The 23,435-nt window shown below is 64.1% G+C and carries 28 protein-coding genes; 2 read left to right on the top strand and 26 right to left on the bottom strand.

Going from position 1 to position 23,435, the window contains the following annotated elements; genetic code table 11:
* Positions 1 to 23 precede the first annotated feature (23 nt).
* Positions 24 to 1,835 carry an iron ABC transporter permease gene (locus CFE42_RS17605; protein ID WP_004634624.1) on the top strand — a complete coding sequence of 604 codons (1,812 nt, stop codon included), beginning with the start codon at positions 24 to 26 and terminating at the stop codon, positions 1,833 to 1,835.
* On the top strand, positions 1,828 to 2,913 hold the full coding sequence (locus CFE42_RS17610) for an ABC transporter ATP-binding protein (protein WP_004634622.1): 1,086 nt from the start codon (positions 1,828 to 1,830) through the stop codon (positions 2,911 to 2,913). Before CFE42_RS17605 ends, CFE42_RS17610 begins: the two co-directional genes overlap by 8 nt.
* Positions 2,914 to 3,000: 87 nt before the next feature.
* Here the strand turns inward: CFE42_RS17610 and tatC are convergent, their stop codons facing one another.
* From tatC to CFE42_RS17740, 26 genes are all read right to left on the bottom strand, one after another.
* Entirely contained in the window at positions 3,001 to 3,804 is an 804-nt protein-coding gene (gene tatC, locus CFE42_RS17615; protein ID WP_004634621.1) for a twin-arginine translocase subunit TatC, read from the bottom strand.
* Positions 3,805 to 3,865: 61 nt separating this feature from the next.
* On the bottom strand, positions 3,866 to 4,378 hold the full coding sequence (tatB, locus tag CFE42_RS17620) for a Sec-independent protein translocase protein TatB (protein ID WP_004634619.1): 513 nt from the start codon (positions 4,376 to 4,378) through the stop codon (positions 3,866 to 3,868).
* A 21-nt stretch (positions 4,379 to 4,399) separates the two neighbouring features.
* Positions 4,400 to 4,657 carry a Sec-independent protein translocase subunit TatA gene (gene tatA / locus CFE42_RS17625; protein ID WP_004634617.1) on the bottom strand — a complete coding sequence of 86 codons (258 nt, stop codon included), beginning with the start codon at positions 4,655 to 4,657 and terminating at the stop codon, positions 4,400 to 4,402.
* A gap of 62 nt (positions 4,658 to 4,719) precedes the next feature.
* Entirely contained in the window at positions 4,720 to 5,094 is a 375-nt protein-coding gene (locus CFE42_RS17630; protein WP_004634615.1) for a membrane protein, read from the bottom strand.
* A 31-nt stretch (positions 5,095 to 5,125) separates the two neighbouring features.
* On the bottom strand, positions 5,126 to 5,500 hold the full coding sequence (locus CFE42_RS17635) for a phosphoribosyl-ATP diphosphatase (protein WP_004634613.1): 375 nt from the start codon (positions 5,498 to 5,500) through the stop codon (positions 5,126 to 5,128).
* Complete coding sequence (gene hisI / locus CFE42_RS17640) at positions 5,493 to 5,915, bottom strand: phosphoribosyl-AMP cyclohydrolase (protein WP_004634611.1); 423 nt, start codon at positions 5,913 to 5,915, stop codon at positions 5,493 to 5,495. Before hisI ends, CFE42_RS17635 begins: the two co-directional genes overlap by 8 nt.
* Positions 5,912 to 6,688: an imidazole glycerol phosphate synthase subunit HisF gene (gene hisF / locus CFE42_RS17645; RefSeq protein WP_004634609.1), complete on the bottom strand. Its 777-nt coding sequence runs from the start codon at positions 6,686 to 6,688 to the stop codon at positions 5,912 to 5,914. The genes hisI and hisF overlap by 4 nt, the downstream gene beginning before the upstream one ends.
* A 47-nt stretch (positions 6,689 to 6,735) precedes the next feature.
* Complete coding sequence (gene hisA, locus CFE42_RS17650; protein ID WP_004634607.1) at positions 6,736 to 7,479, bottom strand: 1-(5-phosphoribosyl)-5-[(5-phosphoribosylamino)methylideneamino]imidazole-4-carboxamide isomerase; 744 nt, start codon at positions 7,477 to 7,479, stop codon at positions 6,736 to 6,738.
* A gap of 73 nt (positions 7,480 to 7,552) precedes the next feature.
* On the bottom strand, positions 7,553 to 8,206 hold the full coding sequence (gene hisH, locus CFE42_RS17655; RefSeq protein WP_004634605.1) for an imidazole glycerol phosphate synthase subunit HisH: 654 nt from the start codon (positions 8,204 to 8,206) through the stop codon (positions 7,553 to 7,555).
* An 8-nt stretch (positions 8,207 to 8,214) separates the two neighbouring features.
* Positions 8,215 to 8,838 (bottom strand): MarC family protein, encoded by a 624-nt coding sequence (locus tag CFE42_RS17660; RefSeq protein ID WP_004634603.1) that lies wholly within the window; start codon positions 8,836 to 8,838, stop codon positions 8,215 to 8,217.
* Between the two features lie 55 nt (positions 8,839 to 8,893).
* A complete protein-coding gene (gene hisB, locus CFE42_RS17665; protein WP_004634601.1) occupies positions 8,894 to 9,484 on the bottom strand; it encodes an imidazoleglycerol-phosphate dehydratase HisB in 591 nt (196 codons plus the stop codon).
* Entirely contained in the window at positions 9,481 to 10,605 is a 1,125-nt protein-coding gene (gene hisC, locus CFE42_RS17670) for a histidinol-phosphate transaminase (protein ID WP_004634599.1), read from the bottom strand. The genes hisB and hisC overlap by 4 nt, the downstream gene beginning before the upstream one ends.
* A gap of 16 nt (positions 10,606 to 10,621) precedes the next feature.
* Positions 10,622 to 11,950 (bottom strand): histidinol dehydrogenase, encoded by a 1,329-nt coding sequence (gene hisD / locus CFE42_RS17675; protein WP_004634596.1) that lies wholly within the window; start codon positions 11,948 to 11,950, stop codon positions 10,622 to 10,624.
* On the bottom strand, positions 11,947 to 12,636 hold the full coding sequence (gene hisG / locus CFE42_RS17680; RefSeq protein ID WP_004634593.1) for an ATP phosphoribosyltransferase: 690 nt from the start codon (positions 12,634 to 12,636) through the stop codon (positions 11,947 to 11,949). The genes hisD and hisG overlap by 4 nt, the downstream gene beginning before the upstream one ends.
* 19 nt (positions 12,637 to 12,655) lie before the next feature.
* Positions 12,656 to 13,921 (bottom strand): UDP-N-acetylglucosamine 1-carboxyvinyltransferase, encoded by a 1,266-nt coding sequence (gene murA, locus CFE42_RS17685; protein ID WP_037044759.1) that lies wholly within the window; start codon positions 13,919 to 13,921, stop codon positions 12,656 to 12,658.
* 98 nt (positions 13,922 to 14,019) lie between these two features.
* Entirely contained in the window at positions 14,020 to 14,256 is a 237-nt protein-coding gene (locus tag CFE42_RS17690) for a BolA family protein (protein WP_024542178.1), read from the bottom strand.
* 59 nt (positions 14,257 to 14,315) lie between these two features.
* A complete protein-coding gene (locus CFE42_RS17695; protein WP_004634587.1) occupies positions 14,316 to 15,104 on the bottom strand; it encodes an ABC transporter permease in 789 nt (262 codons plus the stop codon).
* Positions 15,101 to 16,066, bottom strand: coding sequence for an ABC transporter ATP-binding protein (locus CFE42_RS17700; RefSeq protein ID WP_004634585.1), 966 nt, complete (start codon positions 16,064 to 16,066; stop codon positions 15,101 to 15,103). Before CFE42_RS17700 ends, CFE42_RS17695 begins: the two co-directional genes overlap by 4 nt.
* Positions 16,067 to 16,315: 249 nt before the next feature.
* Positions 16,316 to 16,627, bottom strand: a complete 312-nt coding sequence (locus CFE42_RS17705) for an STAS domain-containing protein (RefSeq protein WP_004634584.1) — start codon at positions 16,625 to 16,627, stop codon at positions 16,316 to 16,318.
* A gap of 74 nt (positions 16,628 to 16,701) precedes the next feature.
* The gene (locus CFE42_RS17710) at positions 16,702 to 17,337 is read right to left on the bottom strand and encodes a phospholipid-binding protein MlaC (RefSeq protein WP_004634582.1); all 636 of its coding nucleotides are present in this window, start codon (positions 17,335 to 17,337) and stop codon (positions 16,702 to 16,704) included.
* A 152-nt stretch (positions 17,338 to 17,489) separates the two neighbouring features.
* Positions 17,490 to 18,293 carry a VacJ family lipoprotein gene (locus CFE42_RS17715; protein WP_004634580.1) on the bottom strand — a complete coding sequence of 268 codons (804 nt, stop codon included), beginning with the start codon at positions 18,291 to 18,293 and terminating at the stop codon, positions 17,490 to 17,492.
* Positions 18,290 to 18,817, bottom strand: coding sequence for an outer membrane lipid asymmetry maintenance protein MlaD (gene mlaD, locus CFE42_RS17720; RefSeq protein ID WP_004634577.1), 528 nt, complete (start codon positions 18,815 to 18,817; stop codon positions 18,290 to 18,292). The genes CFE42_RS17715 and mlaD overlap by 4 nt, the downstream gene beginning before the upstream one ends.
* Positions 18,818 to 18,854: 37 nt before the next feature.
* Positions 18,855 to 19,622: a lipid asymmetry maintenance ABC transporter permease subunit MlaE gene (mlaE, locus tag CFE42_RS17725; protein WP_004634575.1), complete on the bottom strand. Its 768-nt coding sequence runs from the start codon at positions 19,620 to 19,622 to the stop codon at positions 18,855 to 18,857.
* A complete protein-coding gene (locus CFE42_RS17730) occupies positions 19,619 to 20,452 on the bottom strand; it encodes an ABC transporter ATP-binding protein (protein ID WP_004634573.1) in 834 nt (277 codons plus the stop codon). Before CFE42_RS17730 ends, mlaE begins: the two co-directional genes overlap by 4 nt.
* Positions 20,453 to 20,720: 268 nt before the next feature.
* A complete protein-coding gene (locus CFE42_RS17735) occupies positions 20,721 to 21,761 on the bottom strand; it encodes a tripartite tricarboxylate transporter substrate binding protein (protein WP_004634571.1) in 1,041 nt (346 codons plus the stop codon).
* Between the two features lie 191 nt (positions 21,762 to 21,952).
* A complete protein-coding gene (locus CFE42_RS17740; protein WP_004634569.1) occupies positions 21,953 to 23,416 on the bottom strand; it encodes a glutamate synthase subunit beta in 1,464 nt (487 codons plus the stop codon).
* Between the last annotated feature and the right edge of the window lie 19 nt (positions 23,417 to 23,435).

A 23,435-nucleotide genomic window follows, 5' to 3' on the forward strand; every position in this document is an offset into this window, starting at 1 on the left:
CGCCGGTTCCTCCTGGAGGCACCATGCGTTCTCTAGCGCAAGACCGTGCCGCCGCTCGCCAAGCCACCCTCAAGCGCTCGCCCTGGACGCGTGTGGGACAGGCTTTGCCGCGCGGCGTGGTCATTCTGCTTACCGCGCTGGCGATTTTCACGCCGCTGGCGCTGATCTTCTACCAGAGCTTTCTGTCTGCGCCGTTCTTCATGCCCGACGCGCTGGCGGGGCTGGATGCGTATCGCTTCATCTTTACGGATTCGGACTTCTGGCACGCCTTCGAGAAATCCGCCGCGCTCGCTTTCGGGCTGGCGGTAATCTCGGTACCGCTGGGCGGCATCCTGGCGTTCCTGATGGTGCGTTCGGACCTGCCGGGCCGCCGCATTCTCGAACCGCTGCTGATGATTCCGGTGTTCGTCTCGCCGATGGTGCTGGCGTTCGGTTACGTGGTGTCCGCCGGCCCGGTGGGCTTCTACACCGTGTGGTTCAAGAGCCTGCTTGGCGGTGCGCCGTGGAACGTGTATTCGTTCACCAGCATCATCATCATTGCGGGCCTGACGCATGTGCCTCACGTGTATCTGTATGTCTCGTCAGCGCTGCGCAGCCTCGGTTCGGATGTGGAAGAAGCCGCGCGTATCGCGGGGGCATCGCCGCTGTCGGTGGCGCTCAACGTGAGCCTGCCGATGGTGCGCCCCGCGCTGCTGTACGCAGCCGTGCTGGTGATCTTCCTGGGCTTCGAGGTCTTCGGCCTGGTGCTCGTGTTGGGCGATCCGGAAGGCCACCTGGTGCTCGCCACGTACCTGTACAAGCTGACCAACAAGCTCGGCACGCCGGCCTATCACCTGATGGCAGCCGTGGCGGTCTGCCTGGTGATGGTGACGTTCCCGCTGGTGCTGCTGCAACGCTACATGCTGCGCTCGGCCAACCGCTTCGTCACCGTCAAGGGTAAGGTCACGCGCAGCCGCCCGCTGCCGCTGGGCTCGTGGCGCTGGCCGGCCTGGGCTGTCGTGGTGCTGTGGTTCTTCGTAACGGTGGTGGTGCCGCTCTCGGGCATCGCGCTGCGCGCCTTCGTATCGAACTGGGGTGAAGGGATGTCGCTGGTGGAAGCGTTCTCGACCACCGCGTTCCAGCAGATCTTCGAGCAGCCGCAATTCCTGCGCGCGATGGTCAACACGGTACTGATCGGCGTGATCGGTGGCGCCATCGCCGTGGCTTGCTACACCTGCATCGGCCTGGCCATGCACCGCAAGCCGGATGGCTGGACGCGTTTCCTCGACTACAGCGTGCTGGTGCCCCGCGCCATTCCGGGTCTCCTGGCTGGCCTGGCGTTCCTGTGGGTGTTCCTGTTCGTACCCAACTGGATCGAGACCGGCCTGACCGACAGCGGCCTGCCGTTCGCCAACTGGATCATCGAGAACGTCGTGCCGAGCCTGCGCGACCTGCGCAGCACGATCTTCAGCGTGTGGATCGCCTACACGGTCGTGTGGCTGGCTTATGGCCTGCGGCTGATCTCGGCCGCGCTGCTACAAGTCGGTCCGGAACTGGAAGAGGCGGCACGCTCGGTCGGCGCCACCCGCGCCCGCACCACGCGCGACGTGACCGTACCGCTCACGCGCTACGGCCTGCTCGGGGCGTGGCTGCTGATCTTCCTGATTTTCGAGCGCGAGTACTCGACCGGTGTGTATCTGCTGTCGCCGGGCACCGAGACGATTGGCTCGATGCTGGTTTCCCTGTGGGCGGGCGGCGCCATCGATATCGTTGCCGCGCTGTCCTTCGTCAATATCGTGCTGGTGGCCGTCGGCCTCGGCATCGCACTGCGTTTCGGAGTGAAGCTCCATGATTGAACTCACTGTCAACGACCTGCACCTGCAATACGGCAACAACCCGGTTCTCAAGGGTGTCTCGATGCAGCTGCAGAAGGGCGAGGTCGTCTCGCTGCTGGGCCCGTCCGGTTCGGGCAAGACCACGCTGCTGCGTGCTGTCGCCGGCCTCGAACAGGCCAGTCAAGGCACCGTCCAGATCGGCGATCGGGTCATGTTCGACGGCGCCAAGAAGCTCGACGTGCCGGCCGAAGGGCGCAACCTGGGCCTGGTGTTCCAGTCGTACGCGCTGTGGCCGCACAAGACCGTGGCGGAGAACGTCGCCTACCCGCTCAAGCTGCGCAAGACGCCCTCCGCGCAGATCAAGGAACGCGTGCAGGCCGTGCTGCAGCAGCTGGGCCTCGGCCACCTGGGCGAGCGTTTCCCGAGCCAGCTCTCCGGCGGCCAGCAGCAGCGTGTGGCGATCGCCCGCGCGCTGGTCTACAACCCGCCTGTGATCCTGCTCGACGAGCCACTCTCGAACCTCGACGCCAAGCTGCGCGAAGAAGCCCGCGCCTTCCTGCGCGAGCTGATTGTGCGCCTGGGCCTCTCTGCACTGATGGTCACGCACGACCAGAGCGAAGCGATGGCCATGTCCGATCGCATCCTGCTGCTGAACAACGGCGTGATCGAACAGCAGGGCACGCCCGAGCAGATGTACGGCGCGCCCGAGACTCTCTTCACCGCCGAATTCATGGGCAGCAACAACCGCATCAATGGCAAGATCGCCGAAGTGCGTGACGGCATGGCGCGCCTGGTAGACGAGACGGGCGGCTGGTCTCTGTGGGGTGTGGCGCGCGGTGATCTGAAGCCGGGTGCATCGGCGCACGGCGTGATCCGCCTGGAACAGGTGCGCGTGGGCGTCGACAACGCCGACAACACCATCCACCTGCCGCTCGCAACGCGCATGTATCTGGGTGACCGTTGGGAATGCCTGTTCCGCGCCACCGACGACAGCGGCGCGACCGGCACAGGCCTGCGTGCCTACTCCGCCAGCGCCCCGAGCGACGGCAGGTACGCGCTGACCTTCCCGCGCGAACAGTTCTGGCTGTACGCCGCTTGAAGCAACAAACGCAACAGCGGATTCATCGGCAACAAGAAAGGCAGCCTCGGCTGCCTTTTCTTCTTTGGCTGATACTGGATCGGCCCGTCAGTCCTTCACCACCGGCAGGTGCTCCGGATCGTTCTCCGGTGCCGTGGTGTTACGGATGAAGATTGCCGCCAAGATCAACCCCAGCTCGTACAGCAACCACAGCGGCACCGCCAGCAGCAACTGCGACATCACGTCCGGCGGCGTCACGACCGCGGCAATCACGAAGGCGCCCACCACCACGTATGGCCGCGCCTGTCGGAGCTTCTCCAGGCTCACGATGCCAAAGCGCACCAGCACCATCACCACCACAGGTACCTCGAAGGTGATGCCGAAAGCCAGGAAGGTGGTCATCGCAAAGCTCAGATACTTGTCGATGTCGGTCGACATCTCGGCCCCCAGGGGCGCGTTGTAGTGCGCCATCACCTTGAACACCGTCGGGAAGACCAGGAAATACGCAAATGCCACACCGCACAGGAACAGCACATAGGTGCTCACCACCAGCGGCATGATCATCCGCTTCTCGTGCGTGTACAGCCCCGGCGCTACAAAGCGCCAGATCTGGTACAGCACCCACGGCAGTGCGATCAGAAAGGCGGCCAGCAGCGTCACCTTCATCGGCACGAAGAACGAGCCGGTGACGTCCGTCACGATCATGTGACCGTTCTTGGGCAACGCCTGGATCAGCGGCCGCGAGAACAGGTTGAAAATATCCGGCGCCCAGTAGACCAGGCCCAGAAAGATCAGCAGCACGCCGGCACCCGCCTTGACGATGCGCTCGCGCAGCTCGACCAGGTGCGAAATGAAGGTTTCCTGCGCGCCGTCCTCGGGCGACTCTTGCGGATCGAGTGGAGCGGCACTCATGTCGGGTTGGAAAGGGGGACGTCAGGACGCGACACCGCAGACACGGCTCGCGCCCGGAAGATCATTCGAAGAAGGAGCGCGCACGCGACTGTGCGGCAACGATGGGCGGACGATGACGCTTGACGCGTGCCGCACCCGATTGCGCCCACATGCGCACGCCCTGCTTCTGGCGGTACCACTTGGGCATCGAAAGCTGCTTGTTTCGCCAGCTGTTGCGGCCATTGCGCGACTTGCCCGGTGCCGGGCGCCAGTCGGGGGCGGAGGTCGCCGTGTGCGCGGGATCACCAAGCGCCTCGTTCAGGCGTTCGTTGATCTCGGTCGTGTGCTTGCTGACCTCCTGGTGGATGGTCTGCTCGACATTGCGCGCGGCCTGCTCGAAGTCGGTGCGCATCTTGCGCAGTTCCTCGAGCTCGATTTCGCGGCTGACCTCGGCCTTCACATCGGCGATGTAGCGCTGTGCGCGGCCAAGCAAGGCGCCAGCGGTACGCGCCACCTTGGGCAGACGCTCGGGCCCGATGACGACGAGCGCCACCATGCCAATCAGCGCCAGCTTGGAAATGCCGAGATCGATCATCGGTCAGCGGGACGTCTGTGTTCAGCCTTGCTTGGACTTGTCGCGCGCTTCGACGTCGATCGTCGTCGCATCGTGCAACTCGCGCGGCGGCTGACCGGCGGTCTGTTGAGGCTGTTGCGAACCGGCGGGCTTGTCTTCCTGCCCTTCGCGCATGCCGTCCTTGAAGCCCTTCACGGCGCTGCCCAGATCCGAACCGATGTTGCGCAGCTTCTTCGTGCCGAAGACCATCATGATGATGACCAGCACGATCAGCCAGTGCCAAATGCTAAAGGAACCCATGTCCTACTCCCACGTAAATACGGCTGGTGGCGTCGCAACGGTGGCGCCGCCATTGGTTGATTTTACGGATTTGCGTACATCGGCTTGCTGTCATTCAGATACAGCCAACCTTTCACAATACGATACAGCATCCAGATGCCCAGAGCCCACAGGACGGCAAAGCCGATGAACGCTACGGGAATGAGCAACACACCGATCACACCCCACAATACGCACCACCAGAACGAACGGATTTGCCAACGAAAGTGCGACTCATACAGCGTGCCGCGCACATCGTCGCGCTTAACATACCCAACGATGATGGCAATCAATGCAGTGATACCGCCGGTCAGCCAAAAAATGGCGTAGAGCGCATACAAAATATGCGTGAGGCGACGCAGCCCGGCTAGGCGCTCCGCGTCGTCCGTCATCACCACTGCCGCTGCGTATTTGTCCACACTGCCTCCCTGCGACGATCCGTCACCGTAGTCAGTCCCCCGCTGCGTCGCGTGCCTGCAACTTGCGCAGCGCCTTCTCTTCCAGACCGGAAAGCCCCTCGCGGCGCGCCAGTTCGCCCACGACGTCATCCGGCGTGAGGTCGAAGTGCGACAGCAGCACCATGGTGTGGAACCACAGGTCGGCTACTTCGTAGACGACTTTGCTGCGCGCCTCGTCGGTCATGCCCGCGGCCCGGGCATCCTTGGCGGCCATGACGGTCTCGGTGGCCTCTTCGCCGATCTTTTTGAGGATGGCATCGTCGCCCTTGTTGAACAGGCGCGCGATGTAGCTCTTTTCCGGGTCACCGCCGTTGGCGAGCTTGCGGGATTCGAGCACCTCGCCCAGGCGGCGCAGGGTGTCACTCATGATTGTGGCCGGGCTTGCCGGCGTAAATGTCGTCGGGGTTCTTGAGCACCGGCTCGACGGTGTGCCAATCGCCGTCTTCCACATTGCCTTCGAACTTCTGGAAAAAGCACGCGTGGCGGCCAGTATGGCAGGCGATGCCGCCGATTTGTGTGACGCGGAGCAAGATCACGTCTTCATCGCAGTCGAGGCGGATCTCGTGCACCTTCTGGATGTGGCCGGACTCCTCGCCCTTGTGCCACAGGCGCTTGCGCGAGCGCGACCAGAACACGGCCTCGCCGCTTTCAACCGTCTTCTGCAGCGCCTCGCGGTTCATGAACGCGAACATCAGGACGTCATTGCTGCCCTGCTCCTGCACGATCACCGGCACCAGGCCGTTGTCGTCCCAGTGGACCTTGTTCAGCCACTTCTTGCTCATGATCCGATCCGTACTGGAATGCCTTGCTCTGCCATGAATTGCTTGGCCTGGCCAACGGTGTATTCGCCGTAGTGGAAGATGCTGGCGGCCAGCACCGCATCGGCGTGACCTCGCTGAATGCCGTCAGCCAGATGCTGCAGGTTGCCCACGCCGCCCGAGGCGATGACCGGCACCGGCACTGCGTCCGACACGGCGCGCGTGAGTTCCAGATCGAAGCCGGCTTTCGTGCCGTCGCGGTCCATGCTGGTGAGCAGGATTTCGCCGGCGCCGCGCTGCGCCATTTCGCGCGCCCATGCCACGGCGTCCAGGCCCGTGCCTTTTCGGCCGCCGTGCGTGAAGACTTCCCAGCGCGGCGCTTCGCCTTCGGCCGACACCTTCTTGGCGTCGATAGCCACGACGATGCACTGCGCGCCATGGCGGGCACTGGCGTCCGACACGAGCTGCGGATTCGCCACCGCCGAGGAGTTCATGCTGATCTTGTCCGCACCGGCATTGAGCAGCCGTCGCACATCTTCCAGCGCACGCACACCGCCGCCCACCGTCAGCGGAATGAACACCTGCGACGCCACCGCTTCAATGATGCCCAGCATCAGGTCGCGGCCGTCCGACGTGGCGGTGATGTCGAGGAAGGTGATTTCGTCGGCGCCCTGCTCGTCGTAGCGGCGTGCGATTTCGACGGGGTCGCCGGCGTCGCGCAATTCGACGAAGTTGACGCCCTTGACCACCCGGCCGTTGGTCACGTCCAGGCAGGGGATGATTCGTTTGGCTAGCATGATGAGTCGGGCGCCGGAGCGCCCGTTGTGCACGGCTGGATCAACGATCAGGCCGCGCCGAGTTTGTCCGCGAGGGCTTGTGCTTCCTTGAAGTTCAGGTCGCCCGAATAGATGGCGCGACCGCAGATCACGCCTTCCACGCCATGCTCTTCGACCGCGCACAGGTGGTCGATGTCCTTGAGGTTCGACAAGCCGCCGCTGGCAATGACCGGAATTTTCACCGACTGTGCCAACTTGACGGTGGCATCGATGTTGATGCCCTGCAGCATGCCGTCGCGGCCGATGTCGGTGTAGATGATGCCTTCGACGCCGTAGTCTTCGTACTTCTTGGCGAGGTCCACGACTTCGTGGCCGGAGAGCTTGCTCCAGCCGTCGGTCGCGACCTTGCCGTCCTTGGCATCGAGCCCGACGATGATATGGCCGCCGAATGCCGTGCATGCGTCCCGCAGAAAGCCCGGGTCCTTGACCGCCGCCGTGCCGATGATCACGTACGACAAGCCGTCGTCGAGCCAGCGCTCGATGGTGCCCAGATCGCGGATGCCGCCGCCGAGTTGCACGGGGATCTCGTCGCCCACCTCGGCGAGGATGGCCTTGACGGCCGCCTCGTTACGCGGCTTGCCCGCGAAAGCGCCATTCAGATCGACAAGATGCAAGCGGCGCGCACCCTGCTCGACCCAATGCCGCGCCATGGCCGCGGGGTCTTCCGAGAATACGGTGGCTTGATCCATATCGCCTTGTTTGAGGCGCACACACTGACCGTCCTTCAGGTCGATGGCCGGGATGAGCAGCATAGTCGTAACGACAAAGTTGAGGGGGTGAGGTTAAACGGGCAAAAGGGATTCGGTCGCGACTGTGAGCCCGATTTCACGGGTTCCAGTGCACGAAGTTCCGGTAGATCTGCAGCCCGGCTTGCGCACTTTTTTCCGGGTGAAACTGTGTTGCAAAAATATTATCCCGGGCGATGGCGGAGGTAAACCGCACGCCGTATTCGGTCTCTCCGACCGATTCGTCGGCATTGGCGGGCCGCGCGTAGTAACTGTGCACGAAATAGAAGTAGCTCTGGTCCGGCACACCTTCCCAAAGGGCGTGGGCACGACTCTGGTGCACGCGGTTCCAGCCCATCTGAGGCACTTTGTACCGTGAACCGTCCGGCTGCAACTGGCCGTCCAGCTCAAAGCGGACCACATCGCCCTTGATGAGGCCCAACCCTTCCGTGTACGGCTGCCCGGGGCGCGCCTCGGTGCTGCGCTCGAGCAGCATCTGCTCGCCCACACATACGCCGAGCATCGGCTTGCTGCGCGATGCCTCCAGCACAGCATCGCGCAGGCCGGACTGGTCGAACGCGGCCATGCAGTCGGGCATGGCGCCCTGCCCTGGCAGCACCACACGGTCGGCCGAACGAATTTCATCCGCTTGCGCACTGATGCGCACATCGGCCTCCGGAGCAACGGCCATCAGGGCTTGCGCCACCGAGCGCAGATTGCCCATGCCGTAATCGACGATTGCGATCTTAGTCATGACTTAACTTAGGCCCGAAGTACGGGCAACAGGGTTTTCAGCCCATCAACGATGAATTCCACGGCCAGCGCCGCCAGGATCAGGCCCATCAGCCGCGTCCCGACGTTGATGCCGGTGCGACCGATCACACGGGCGATCGGCTCGGCCGCGCGTAGCACGATCCAGACCACGACTGCGATCGCCACACCGACGCCAGCGAGGAGAAACAAGTCCCACCAGTGCTTCGTCTTGCCCGCATAGACGATGACCGTGCTGATCGAGCCCGGGCCCGTGAGCAGCGGAATCGCCAGCGGCACGACCGCAATGCTGGCCTTGGCACCGGCTTCGTCCTCTTCTTCGGGCGTGGCCTTGGTGCGGCTGGTCTGCGCATTGAGCATGTTCAGCGCGATCATGATCATGATGATCCCGCCGCCGACCTGCAACGAGCCAACTGAGAACCCGAAAAAGCTGATGATCTGCTCGCCCAGCAACGCCGACAGGCCAATCACAATTGCCACCGAAATCGACGCAACCTTGATGGTGCGGCGCTTCTCCTCATCCGTCTGGCTCTCGGTCAGGCTGATGAAGAACGGGATCGCCCCGATCGGGTTGATCAGCGCGAGCAGCGAGAAGAAGCTTTTTGTCAGATCCATCGGATCGGCGGCCGGTTTCTGAGTCGGGTAGGCGCGGCCAGGCCGACGCAGTGATTTACAGGGCGCCCTTGGTCGACGGAATCGTGCCGGCAGCGCGCGGATCGATCTCTACCGCCATGCGCAGCGCGCGGCCAAAGGCCTTGAACACGGTTTCGATCTGGTGGTGCGCGTTGACGCCGCGCAGGTTGTCGATATGCAGCGTCACGCCGGCATGGTTGACGAACCCGCGGAAGAATTCGATGGACAGGTCAACGTCAAAGTTGCCCACGCGTGCGCGCGTGAACGGCACGTGGAACTCCAGGCCCGGACGGCCCGAGAAGTCGATGACCACGCGCGACAGGGCCTCGTCCAGCGGTACGTAGCTGTGGCCGTAGCGCACGATGCCCTTCTTGTCGCCAATGGCCTTGGCGACGGCCTGGCCCAGCGTGATGCCGACATCTTCCACGGTGTGGTGATCGTCGATATGGGTGTCGCCAGTGGCCGAGACGTCCAGGTCGACCATGCCATGTCGGGCGATCTGGTCGAGCATGTGGTCCAGGAAGGGGACGCCGGTGTTCAGCGTCTGCTTGCCCGTGCCGTCCAAATCAAGGGCGACGCGGATCTGCGTTTCAGAGGTGTTACGAGTGACCTCGGCACGGCGGCTCATGGGGCTTCCTGCATCGATGCGACAAAGGCATCGATAAATTGCGCGTTTTCTTCGGGATTGCTGACCGTCACGCGCAGACAGTTGGCCAGCAACGGGTGCATTTTACTGACGTTTTTAATCAGAATCCGCCGATTGAGCAGGCGCTCGAACAAGGTGGCGGCATTCGGCACGCGCAGCAGGATGAAATTCGCCGCGCTTGGGAACACCGTCACGCCCGGCTGAGCCGACAGCACATCGATCAGCTTGGTGCGCTCGGCACGCAGGGTCGCTGCCTGGGCATCCAGCACGTCCACGTGTTCGAGCATGAACTGGGCGGTCGCCTCGGTCAGCACATTCACGTTATACGGCGGGCGCACCTTGTCCAGCTCGGCGATCCACTTCGGGTGGCCGGCCACGTAGCCGAGGCGGATGCCGGCCAGGCCCAGCTTGGAGACGGTGCGCATCACCAGAAGATGATCGAAATCGCGCAGGCGCGGCATCCAGCTATGTTGCGCGAATGGCTGGTAGGCCTCGTCGACCACCACCAGGCTTTGGCACACCGGGCCACGTGCGGCACGGATGATCGCGTCCATGTCCGCCGCGTCGAACAGATTGCCCGTCGGGTTGTTCGGATACGCCAGGTAGATGACGGCGGGCTGGTGTTCGGCCATGGCCGCCAGCATCGCTTCACGGTCAAGCGTCAGGTCCGCCTTGAGCGGTACGCCGACAAAGTTCAAGCCCAGCAGCTGCGCCGACATCGCGTACATCACGAAACCCGGCACCGGCGCCAGCACGGTCGCGCCCGGCTTGGCCGCCGCAATGGCGATCAGGCTGATGATCTCGTCCGAACCATTGCCCAGCAGCACCTCGGCACCGGCCGGCACATGCATCACCTGCTTGAGCTGCGCCTTTAACGCGTCGGCCGTCGGCACCGGGTAGCGGTTGAGCGCGACTTCGGCCAGGCGCTTGCCCAGCGCGTCGCGCAGCATCGCCGGCAGCAGATATGGGTTTTCCATCGCGTCCAGCTTGACCATGCCGGTCGCGTCGGGCACGTGGTACGCGCCCATGGCGCGAACGTCGTCGCGCACGATGCGGGCGAGCAGGTCATCGAGAGAGGCTTGGGCCGGAGCTGTGGCGTTCATCGTCGTGCTGCAGGCGTTATTCGGAGGTTGGGCGTTGCAGGCGATATTCGGCGCTGCGGGCATGCGCCTGCAAGCCTTCGCCGTAGGCCAGTTCGGCAGCAATCTCGCCCAGCATCTGCGCGCCGGCTTCGCTCACCTCAATCAGGCTCGAGCGCTTGATGAAGTCGTACACGCCCAGCGGCGACGAGAAACGCGCCGTGCGCGAGGTGGGCAGCACATGGTTCGGGCCCGCGCAGTAATCGCCCAGCGACTCGCTGGTGTACTTGCCGAGGAAGATCGCACCGGCGTGGCGGATGCGCTCGGCCCACTGGCGCGGGTTCTCCGCCGAAATCTCCAGATGCTCCGGCGCGATGTCGTTGGCGATGTCGCACGCCTCTTCCATGTCGCGCACCTTGATGAGGGCACCCCGGCCCGACAGCGACTCGGCAATCACGCTTCGGCGGGGCATGTCTTCAAGCTGACGGTTGATGCTGGCTTCCACCTGCGCGATGAACTCGGCGTTCGGGCACAGCAGAATCGACTGAGCCAGCTCGTCGTGCTCGGCCTGCGAGAACAGGTCCATCGCCACCCAGTCGGGATCGGTCGTGCCATCGCAGATGACGAGGATTTCCGACGGGCCGGCAATCATGTCGATGCCCACCGTACCGAACACGCGGCGCTTGGCCGCCGCCACATAGGCATTGCCGGGGCCGACGATCTTGTCGACGGCGGGGACGGTCTCCGTGCCATAAGCCAGCGCACCCACGGCCTGTGCGCCGCCGATGGTGAACACGCGGTCCACCCCGGCGATGCAGGCCGCAGCCAGCACCAGCTCGTTGCGCACGCCACCGGGCGTGGGCACGACCATGATGATTTCCTTGACGCCGGCCACACGTGCCGGGATGGCGTTCATCAGCACCGACGACGGGTACGCAGCCTTGCCGCCCGGCACGTAGATGCCCACGCGATCGAGCGGCGTGACTTTCTGGCCGAGCACCGTGCCGTCAGCTTCGGCGTATTCCCAGCTGTGCGTGCCGCACTCGATCTTCTGCTTCTCGTGATACGCACGCACGCGGGCGGCAGCAGCTTCGAGTGCCGCGCGGCGCTTGGGCTCCAGGCCGTCCAGCGCAGCTTGCAGCGTGGCCGGCGACAGTTCCAGCGCGGCCACGCTATCGGCTTCAATGCGGTCAAAGCGCTGCGTGGCTTCCAGCACAGCGGCGTCGCCGCGCGCCTTCACGTCGGCCAGGATCTGCGCGGCCGCCCGGTCAATGGCTTCGTCTTCGCTCGCCTCGAAAGCGAGCACCTGGCGCAGTTGCGCCGCGAATCCGGCTTCGGCCGAATCCAGCTTACGAATGGTCAGGCTCATGCGGGTTCCCCAGCACGCTCGTCCTGGGCGGAGGCGCGCTCGAAAGCGTCGAGGATAGGCGCCAGCCTGTCACGCTTGAGTTTCAGCGCAGCCTGGTTGACGACGAGTCGGGACGAGATCTGCACGATCTCTTCCACCTCGACAAGGTTGTTCGCACGCAGCGTGCCGCCTGTGCTGACCAGGTCGACGATGGCGTCAGCCAGGCCCACCAGCGGACCCAGCTCCATCGAGCCATACAGCTTGATCAGGTCGACGTGCACGCCCTTCTTGGCAAAGTGTTCGCGCGCGGTATTCAGATACTTCGTCGCCACCGACAGGCGCGCACCCTGGCGCACCGCGTTGGCGTAATCGAAGCCCTTGGGCACCGCCACCGACATGCGGCAGCGGGCGATGTTCAGATCGATGGGCGCATACAGGCCCGCCATGCCGTGCTCCATCAGCACATCTCGGCCGGCCACGCCGAAGTCCGCCGCCCCGTATTGCACGTAGGTCGGCACGTCGGAGGCGCGCACGATGATCACGCGCAGCGCCGGGTCCGACGTCGGCAGGATCAGCTTGCGCGAGGTTTCCGGATCTTCGGTCACCTCGATGCCGGCGGCCTTCAGCAACGGCAGCGTCTCTTCAAAGATGCGCCCTTTGGACAGCGCCAGCGTGAGCTGGTTGGAGGCGGACTGGAATGCGTTCATGGCCAGCGGGTTCCTTACCTTACGCTTGAATGCGGCGGATCTTGGCGCCGACAGCGGACAGCTTGTCCTCGATGCGGTCGTAGCCGCGGTCGAGGTGATAAATGCGGTCGACCAGCGTCTCGCCCTGCGCGATCAGCCCGGCGATGACAAGGCTGGCCGAGGCACGCAGGTCGGTCGCCATGACGGTCGCGCCCGACAACTGCTCGACGCCCGTCACCACGGCGGTCTTGCCATCGATCACGATATTGGCGCCCAGGCGGTTCAGTTCCTGCACGTGCATGAAGCGGTTTTCGAAGATGGTCTCCGTCACCGTGGCAGAGCCCTCGGCGATGGCGTTGAGCATCATGAACTGCGCCTGCATGTCGGTCGGGAACGCCGGGTATTCCGACGTGCGGAAGCTCACGGCCTTGGGGCGGCCCGTCATCTGCACGCGGATCCAGTCATCGCCCGTGGTGAGCGTCACGCCGGCTTCGCGCAGCTTGTCGAGCACGGCATCGAGAATGCCGGGCGGCACGGCGCGCAGCGTCACGTCGCCACCGGCCGCCGCCACGGCGCACAGGAACGTACCGGCTTCGATCCGATCGGCAATCACCGTGTGCGCAGCGCCGTGCAGCGCTTGAACGCCCTGGATGACGAGGCGGTCGGTGCCGATGCCCTCGATGCGCGCACCCATCTTCACGAGCAGATTGGCGAGGTCGGTCACCTCGGGCTCGCGCGCGGCGTTTTCCAGCACGGTTTCGCCGTCGGCAAGCGCGGCTGCCATCAGCAGGTTTTCCGTACCCGTGACCGTCACCATGTCGGTGACGATGCGCGCGCCGCGCAGACGCTTTGCGCCATCGGCAAGCTTGGCTTCAATGTAGCCGTGCTCGATGACGATCTCGGCGCCCATCAATTGCAGCCCCTTGATGTGCTGATCCACCGGACGCGCGCCGATGCCGCAACCGCCCGGCAGCGACACACGCGCATGGCCGAAGCGCGCCAGCAGCGGGCCCAGCACCAGGATCGACGCACGCATGGTCTTCACCAGGTCGTACGAAGCTTCGGGCGTGTGGATCGCCGCAGCGTCGAGCGTGAGGTTGTGACCGTCGAGCACGCCTTCCACGCCCATCTGGCGCAGCAGCTTGAGCATCGTGCGCACGTCCTGCAGGTTCGGCACGTTGCTCAGCGCCAGCGGCTCGGCCGTCAGCAGCGCGGCACACATGATGGGCAGCGCGGCGTTCTTGGCGCCAGACACGCGGATTTCGCCCGAGAGCGGGCCATTGCCTTCGATCAGCAGTTTGTCCATGAGCGAGACGTCTCGTCGATCACTTTGGGAGGGGCGCTCGGCGAGCGCAAGGTCGGAATCGGTTGAAACGGTAACCGGTGTGGGATCAAGCTCGGCCATCAGGACTGCCACTCCGCCGGGGTGAGCGTCTTCATGGACAGCGCGTGAATTTCGGCGCGCATCCGCTCACCCAGCGCGGCATAGACGAGCTGGTGACGCTGGATCAACCGCTTGCCTTCAAACTGTGCGCTGACGATGGTGGCAAAAAAGTGCTGGCCGTCGCCCTCGACTTCGAGGTGCTCGCACGGCAGGCCGGTTTCGATGTACTGCTTGACTTGTTCGGGTGTGGGCAACATAGCCATCCCTTCTCCTGCAAAACGTTAGGGTGAGCGTCGTTCGTTTTGTTATCGACGCATCAATGGCGCAGCTTGTAGCCCGTGCGCAGCATCTGCAGGGCCACTCCCCCCACTACGACCAGCGCGATCAGCATCACGCCGAGGCTCGTCGCCACCGGCACATCGGACACGCCGAAGAAGCCGTAGCGGAAGCCGTCGATCATGTAGAAGAACGGGTTGGCGTGGGACACCGCCTGCCAGAACGGCGGCAGTGAATGAATCGAATAGAACACGCCCGCCAGGAAGGTGGCCGGCACGATCAGAAAGTTCTGGAACGCCGCAAGCTGGTCGAATTTTTCAGCCCAGATGCCAGCAATCAACCCCAGCGTGCCGAGCACGCTCGCGCCCAGCACGGCAAACACGATGATCCAGAGCGGCTGCGCGAAGTGCAGGTGCGCAAACAAGGTCGTCACGACAAGCACGCCCGTACCCACAGCGAGACCGCGAATGACGGACGCACACACGTAGGCACCGAACATCTCCCAATGCGACAGCGGCGGCAGCATGATGAACACCAGGTTGCCGGTGATCTTCGACTGGATGAGCGACGACGAGCTGTTTGCGAAGGCGTTCTGCAGCACGCTCATCATTACCAGACCAGGCACCAGAAAGGCGGTGTAGCTCAACTGGTCGAACACCTTGACGCGGTCCTCCAGCACGTGGCCGAAAATCAGCAGATACAGCAGCGCGGTCAGCACCGGCGCGGCCACGGTCTGGAAGCTCACCTTCCAGAAGCGCAGCACTTCCTTGTACAGCAGCGTACGGAAACCGACCCAACGGCCCGGCATGCTCTCGGGGATGGCGTTCATGCGGCGGGCTCCAGCGCAGAATCAGGAATGGCAGGCGCCTGAGGCCCGAGGGGCAATCCGCCTTCGCGGCGCATGATCTGCACGAACACGTCTTCCAGATCGGCCTTGGCGACTTCCATATCGTCGATCTCGCATCCGGCAAGGCGGCACATGGAGAGAATCTGTTCGACCTCACCGTAGCCCGACAGGCGCAGACGGACGCCGCGCTCGCCGTGGTTGCCCGGCAGGCGCAGGCTTTCCAGCGATGCCGGCAGCGCGCCCTTCGCAAAGCTCAGCACCAATTGCAGCCCCGCAAATTGCGACAGCAGATTCGCCGTGCGATCGAGCGCAACCACCTCGCCAAACTTCAGCATGGCAATGCGGTCGCACAGGGATTCCGCCTCTTCCAGATAGTGCGTGGTCAGCACGACGGTGTGGCCCTCGCGATTCAGGCGCGAGATGAATTTCCACAGCGTCTGGCGCAACTCGACGTCCACACCGGCAGTCGGCTCGTCCAGCACGATCACGGGCGGGCGATGCACCAGCGCCTGCGCCACCAGCACGCGGCGCTTCATGCCGCCCGACAGCGCGCGCATGTTGGCGTCGGCCTTGTTGGTCAAGTCCAGATTGGCCATGACCTCGTCGATCCAGTCATCGTTTTTCGTCAGGCCGAAGTAGCCCGACTGCAGACGCAGCGTTTCGCGCACCGTGAAGAACGGATCGAACACCAGTTCCTGCGGCACCACGCCGAGCTTGCGGCGTGCAGTGCGGTAATCGGAGACGACGTCGTGGCCGAGCACGCGCACGCTGCCAGAATCGGCGCGATTCAGGCCCGCGAGGATGGAGATCAGCGTGGTCTTGCCCGCGCCGTTGGGGCCCAGCAGGCCGAAAAACTCGCCCTGCTCGACAGACAGGCTTACGCCCTTGAGCGCTTGCAACGACTTGTAGCGCTTGCGGACGTCAGCGATTTCGATGGCTTTCATGGCCGACAAAGTGAACTACCCTGCGCATCTCGTGACCGTCGATCGACAACACCATGACGGCCGCGGACGCCGCACACGGCGGCAGCAGAGCGACAAACCCAGAATTATAGGGGAACTGCACCAACTCACGGCGCCACAGCTGACGACGCCGAACCGCGAATGCCAGGGGCGCGCACGACCCTGGGCCGGAGCGCGGCATCGCGATGACGGGTTCGGAGCAATCACCCCGCGCCCGCACCGGACGCCGCCTCAATGTCGAGCGTGATGGTGCGCAGCAGGGGCGGGCGCGACGGCCAGCAGGGACTCCACGCCATACAGCGTGGCGAGATTGGACAGCGCTTGCGGAGCGCCTCCGATGTCGAGCGCGACACCGGCATCCTGGGCCGTGCGCTGCCAGGACAGCAGCACCGCCAGCGCAGACGAATCGACCTGCGACAAGCCCGCGCAATCGACGTGCAGCGCGGCAAGGCCAGCTTCGCGCGCTTGGCCGAGTTGAGCCTCGCCCTCGCGCAGAACGCGCGGCGCTTCGCGGTGAGTCAGCGGGCCGGACAAGGTCAACATGGTGGAAATGGATGCGTCAGAAAAAGAAACAGCGGCCAGAACTGACCGCCGTATTGATTCTACCGGAAGGCTGCTTACTTCGCCGGGCCCTTCTCGAGCTGCATGTTGCGCTCGTTCAGGAAGCTCACCAGGCCGGCGACGCCGCCGCGCTTGCTGATGACCTCGGCAAACTGGTTCTTGTACGTCTCCGACAGCCAGAGGCCGCTGATGTTGATGTCGTACACCTTCCAGCCACCGGCCGTCTTTTCCAAACGGTAGTCCAGGGCCACCGGTTCGCCGTTGTTGTTCACGGTCGAACGCACCACCACGTCGGTGTCATCGGCAGCCGCACGGAACGGCTTGTACGAAACGGTCTGGTTCTTCACATTCGACAGCGCGCCGGCGTAAGTGCGGATGAGCAGCGTTTTGAAGCCTTCCTGGATCTGTTGCTGCTGCTCCGGCGACGCCTGGTTCCAGAAACGGCCCATGGCGATCTGCGTGGTGCGCTTGAAATCGGCGCGCGGCACGATCTTCTGGTCGACCAGCTGGTACACCTTGGTCATGTTGCCGCCACGCAGTTCCGGATCGCTCTTGATGGTGCTGAGCACGTCGTCCACAGCCGTCTTGACCGTGGCTTGTGCGTCGGCGTCCTGGGCGTGGACCGGCGCAGCTGCCACGGCAGCCGTCAGCGTGAGACCGGCGAGCAGGGAGCGGAGAAACTTCTTCAACATATCGCGTCCTTATAGTGTGATTTTTGGGTCGCTTGCAGCGCATTCGCGGCAATCTTGTTGGCGATTAGAACAGACCGCCCGCAGCCAAGTTCGTGCGGGCCGGCCACTTTTACGCCTTGTCACCTTTGAGGCGACCTTGTTACGTGTACTGATCAGCGGCGGAACACCGGCCAGTTGGGGGTGAAGCGATGGTACGGCGAGACCGTCGCGTCACCGGTATCCGGCGACTTCGTGTTGTCCTGGTCATCCGGCAGGTTGCCGTCATAGATCAGGTAGCGGCGGCGCTGCAGATAGGCATCGCGCAGGAAGGTGTACTTGTCGACCGCAGCCTGTTCGAACACATTGCTGGCTCCAAGCAGGTTCGCGCGCACGTCAACCACGCGCAACGCGGCCAGCGAGTAGGTGACCGCGCTGTCGTGCCAGTACGTGAGCGGGTCCATCTGCCAGTCGACCAGGAACCCCACGGTGTCACGTGCAGTGCTCGGGCCGAGCAGCGGCCACACGACGTACGGACCCGACGGCACACCCCATACGCCCAGCGTCTGGCCGAAGTCTTCCTTGTGCTTGGGCAGGCCGGCGTCCGACGCAATGTCGATCAGGCCACCCAGACCCAGCACGGTATTGATCGCCACGCGCATGGTGTCTTCCAGCGCGGCGGTGCCCTTCAATTGCAGCAGGTTGTTGACGGCCGAATAGACATCGCCCGCATTCGAGAAGAAATTCGACACCGCCGTGCGCGCTGGCGACGGCACCACATCGACATACGTTTGCGCAACTGGCTTCAGCACGCCCTTGTCGAGGTCTTCGTTGATGCGGAAGACTTCGCGGTTGAACGGTTCGATCGGGTCAGCCGGATTAGCATTCGGTCCCGTCGCACAGCCGGCCAGCAGGGTGGTGCCTGCAGCCAGAGCCAGCGCAATGCCGCGCAGCATACGGATGGATGTTGTTATTTTCATGGCTTATTGCTCCCGCTGCCCTCGGCCGGCTTGGCTCCGCCGGCACTGCCATTCGCGCTGCCGGCACCGGCATCCGCGGCCTTGCTATAGAGGAACTGGCTGATCAGGTTTTCCAGCACCACCGCCGACTGCGTCATGGTGATCTTGCTGCCGCTGGCAAGCATGACCGAGTCGCCACCCGGTTCAATGCCAATGTATTGCTCACCGAGCAGACCCGAGGTCAGGACCTTGGCCGAACTGTCTTTTGGAAACTGATAGCGCTGATCCATGTCGAGCACCGCGATGGCTTGGTAGCTCTTGTCATCGAACAGGATCTGCGACACACGGCCGACCACCACACCCGAACTCTTGACCGGCGCCCGCACCTTCAACCCGCCGATATTGTCGAAGGCCGCCTTCACCTGGTAAGTCTTGGCAAACGAGAACGAACTCATATTGCCCGCTTTGAGCGCCAGGAACAGCAGCGCAATGATGCCCACCAGAACGAACAGGCCGACCCAGAAATCGAGGACGCTTTTACGCATGATCTTTTCTCGTTGAACGCTAACGACAACCGGCCGCTCAGCTGAACATCAGTGCCGTCAGCACGAAATCCAGCGCCAGCACGGTGAGCGACGCGATCACCACCGTCCGGGTAGTCGCGCGCGAGACGCCTTCCGGCGTGGCCTTCGCCTCATAACCCTGATACAGCGCAATGAAGGTGACCGCCACACCAAACACGACACTCTTGATGACGCCGTTGAGCACGTCGTCCATGACATCCACGCCGGCCTGCATCTGCGACCAGAACGCTCCGGGGTCCACGCCAATCAGTCCGACCCCGACGAAGTATCCGCCCAGAATCCCCACCGCACTGAAAATCGCGGCCAGCAGCGGCATGGCGATGAAGCCCGCCCAGAAACGCGGCGCCAGCACGCGGGCCAGCGGATCGACCGCCATCATTTCCATGGCGATCAGCTGCTCGCCGGCTTTCATCAGGCCAATCTCGGCCGTGAGCGACGTACCGGCGCGACCGGCAAACAGCAGGGCCGTCACCACCGGCCCCAGCTCGCGCACCAGCGACAGCGCCACCAGCAAACCCAGCGCCTGCTCGGAGCCGTAGCGGTTAAGCGTGTTGTAGCCCTGCAAACCAAGCACGAAGCCAACAAACAGACCCGACACAGCAATGATGATGAACGAATCATTGCCGATGAAGCGCAGTTGCTCGATCACCAGGCGCGGGCGACGGAGCACGTCGCCCGAAGCGCCAATGAGCGAAATCAACGTGCGGGCGGCATAGCCGAAGCGGCTGATCAGCACCAGAACAAAGCGGCCGATGGTGGAAATCATCGTGCGCCTCCGCTCTTGCCCAGACCGAAGTCATCTGCCAAAGGTGCCCCGGGATAGTGGAACGGCACGGGACCGTCCGCCTCTCCGTGCACGAACTGACGGACGAACGGATCGGTCGATGCGGTCAGCTCAGCCGGCGTGCCTGCGGCAGCAATGCCACCGTTGGCAATGAAGTAGACGTAATCGGCAATGTGGAACGTCTCCTGCACGTCGTGCGAGACGATGATGCTGGTCGCGCCGAGCGCGTCGTTCAGCTTGCGGATGAGCGACGCCGTCAGGCCCAGCGAGATCGGGTCCAGCCCGGCGAACGGCTCGTCATAGAGGATGAGCGACGGATCCAGCGCAATCGCCCGCGCCAGCGCCACGCGCCGGGCCATGCCGCCGGAAATTTCCGAAGGCATCAGGTCGCGCGCACCGCGCAGGCCGACGGCGTTCAGCTTCATCAGCACCAGATCGCGGATGAGCAGTTCGGGTAGTTCGGTATGTTCGCGCAGTGGAAATGCCACATTGTCGAACACGGACAGATCGGTAAACAGCGCCCCGAACTGGAACAGCATGCCCATCTGGCGGCGCGCAGCATACAGCGCGCGCTTGTCCATGGCGCCGATATCCTGGCCGTGCACGCGTACAGTGCCGGCGGCAGCGGCCACTTGGCCGCCAATCAACCGGAGAATCGTCGTCTTGCCGCAGCCCGAGCCGCCCATGACGGCCACCACGCTGCCCTTGGGCACGCGCATGCACAGGCCGGACAGGATGCGCCGCGCGCCTGGCTGATAGGCGAAATCGACCTGATCGAGTTCGACAACGGCGTTGGAAGGCTGGGTGGACACGGTGGAGATCGGTGCAGAGGGCTCGGCAGGTTGGCGGCTTCATGCTGCCGCATCTCGTTGTCTTGACTACCGCTGGCTCGCCAACAGACGCAGCTTCGCGCGGCCCGCCATTATAGGTGGAAACCCGCGTAGCCCGTCAGTCACGCCATGCTTACCGACAGTTTGTGTGGCTTGTTCGCCGCGCTGGGGGTTTCCGGGTCTTGCGGGCTGCTGAAAGTGGTGCACCTGTGAAGCTGGCGTTGGCACCTGCGGCGACAGCGGGAGCAGCCTATTCGCCGCTATCCAGCCGTAGATCGGCTTGGCGAATCACCCCCTGCCAGTGCGTCGCGTCACTGCGCACGGTCTGGGCGAACGTGTCGGGGGCATCCCATTCGGGTTCAAAGCCGCCGGCACGCAGCGTAGCGTGGACATCACCTGAAGCGACGGCGCGCCGCAATTCGGCCGCCGCGCGCATCGAGAAAGGCCGGGGTGTGCGCGCCGGCATGAAGGTGCCGATCCAGGCGCTGCGATCGAATCCGGCGAGACCGCCTTCGCGCAGGGTCGGCACAGCGGGCGCGAAACGCGAGCGAGCCCCGCCCGTCACCCCGAGCAACCGTAGCTGGCCGTTGGCCGCGGCGGCCGCCACACTCGGATAGCAGGCGAAACACGCCGTCATGCGCCCAGCCAGGATCTGTTGCACGAGCCCTGCTTCACCGCGGACGACCACATGCGGCGCATGGAAAGCGTAGTCGCGCACAAACTGCTCGGCGACAAGGTGCGACCACGTGCCGACGATATCCGAGCCGCAATTGACCGTGACGGACTCACCGCGCGCCTGCGCGAGCAGATCGGTCACGGAATGGATCGGCAAGCGCGCATCGACCGCGAGAAACAGGGGCAGCGTGGCCACCATCGCGACCGGCTGGAAATCGCGCAGCGGGTCATATGACGCCGGCTCGAGCGCGGGCTGGGCGACGAACGTGGTCTGCTGGAGCAGCAACGTGTGGCCATCGGAGGGCGCGCGGGCGACGGCCTCGCCGGCGGCCATGCCATTGGCTGCCGGGCGATCTTCGACGCCCACCTCGCGGCCGACCTGCTGCTGCAGTTGCGTCGCGAGTGCGCGCGCCAGTGCATCGAATGCGCTGCCTTCCGCCGCCGGCACGACCAGACGCAGCGGTTGCGACGGATACCCTTGCAGCAAAGCACGCGCGGGCGACGCCAGCATCGCCGGCAGCACGCCAAGCCACGCAAGCGCTCGCCGCCGCTGCCGATCCAGCACATCGGGCGCGTGGGGCACATCTGCACGCACATTGCGGGCGCGAGGTCGCATGAGGCAGTTGGGGATCACGGGGAGATCTCATTCTAGAAATCCGCCTGTCCGCACTGCACTCATGTAAACCATGTCGACGTAAACCATGAGGCATGACGCTCGCGCCACAGCAAACGCGCCACAGCAAACGCGGCACAAACAAAAAGGCCCGCCGAGGCAGGCGGGCCTGAGTCAAACGGTCAACCGCGTGGTCAGCGCGGCAGTTCCGAATGACCCATGAGAAACGCATCAACCGAGCGGGCAGCCTGGCGGCCTTCCCGGATCGCCCACACGACGAGCGACTGGCCGCGGCGCACATCGCCGGCAGCGAAAACCTTCGGCACGTTGGTGGCGTAGGCGTTGTCGCCTTCGGTGGCGGCACGCGCGTTGTTGCGCGCGTCCTTTGTCACGCCAAAGGCATCCAGCAAGCCGCCGACCGGGTTGGTAAAGCCCATCGCCAGCAGCACGAGATCGGCCTTGAGCGTGAATTCGCTGCCTGCCACCTCGACCATCTTGCCGTCCTTCCACTCCAGGCGCACGGCGGTGAGGCCCGTCACGCGGCCGTTCTCGCCGATGAGCGCCTTGGTTGCGACCGACCAGTCGCGCTCGCAGCCTTCATCATGCGACGACGACGTGCGCAGCTTGATCGGCCAGTACGGCCACACCAGCGGCTTGTTCTCTTCTTCGGGCGGACGCGGCAGCAGTTCGAACTGCGTGACCGATGCGGCGCCATGGCGGTTGGACGTGCCCACGCAGTCCGAACCCGTGTCGCCGCCGCCGATCACGATGACGTGCTTGCCGTCGGCGCGGATCGGGTTGGGCGCGTCGCCGGCCACTTCCTTGTTCTGCGGGATCAGAAATTCGAGCGCGTAATGCACGCCGTCCAGGTCACGGCCCGGCACTGGCAGATCGCGCGGCACTTCCGATCCGCCCGTCAGCACGACGGCGTCGAATTGCTTGAGGATGTCTTCCGCGGCGATGGTCTCGCGTGCGTCGTTGGTGATGCCGGCCGGAACCGTCTTGTCGCCCACCATCACGCCGGTGCGGAACGTCACGCCCTCGGCTTCCATCTGCTGCATGCGGCGGTCGATCTGCGCCTTTTCCAGCTTGAAGTCGGGAATGCCGTAGCGCAGCAGGCCGCCGATGCGGTCGTTCTTTTCGAACAGCGTCACGTCGTGGCCAGCGCGTGCCAGCTGCTGCGCAGCGGCCATACCAGCCGGGCCCGAACCGACCACGGCCACGGTCTTGCCGGTCTTGTGCTTGGGCACTTGCGGCGCGACCCAGCCTTCTTTCCAGGCCTTGTCGATGATCGCGTGCTCGATCGACTTGATACCGACCGGCAGTTCATTAATGCCCAGCGTGCAAGCCGCCTCGCACGGTGCCGGGCAGATGCGGCCCGTGAACTCGGGGAAGTTGTTGGTCGAGTGCAGCACTTCAATCGCGGTCTTCCAGTCCTGGCGATACACCAGGTCGTTGAAGTCCGGGATGATGTTGTTGACGGGGCAGCCGTTGTTGCAGAACGGAATGCCGCAGTCCATGCAGCGTGCGCCCTGGATCTTGGCTTCGTTGTCCGCCAGTGCGAACACGAATTCCTTGTAATGCTTCACACGCGCTTCGGGCGCTTCGTATGCCTCGTTCTGGCGGGGAAATTCGAGAAAACCGGTCGCCTTGCCCATGGTGTCCTTCCTGGCCCGG

Origin of the sequence: Ralstonia sp. PBBBR1, from assembly GCF_002256165.1 — a bacterium.
In the GTDB taxonomy this organism is placed as follows: domain Bacteria; phylum Pseudomonadota; class Gammaproteobacteria; order Burkholderiales; family Burkholderiaceae; genus Ralstonia; species Ralstonia thomasii.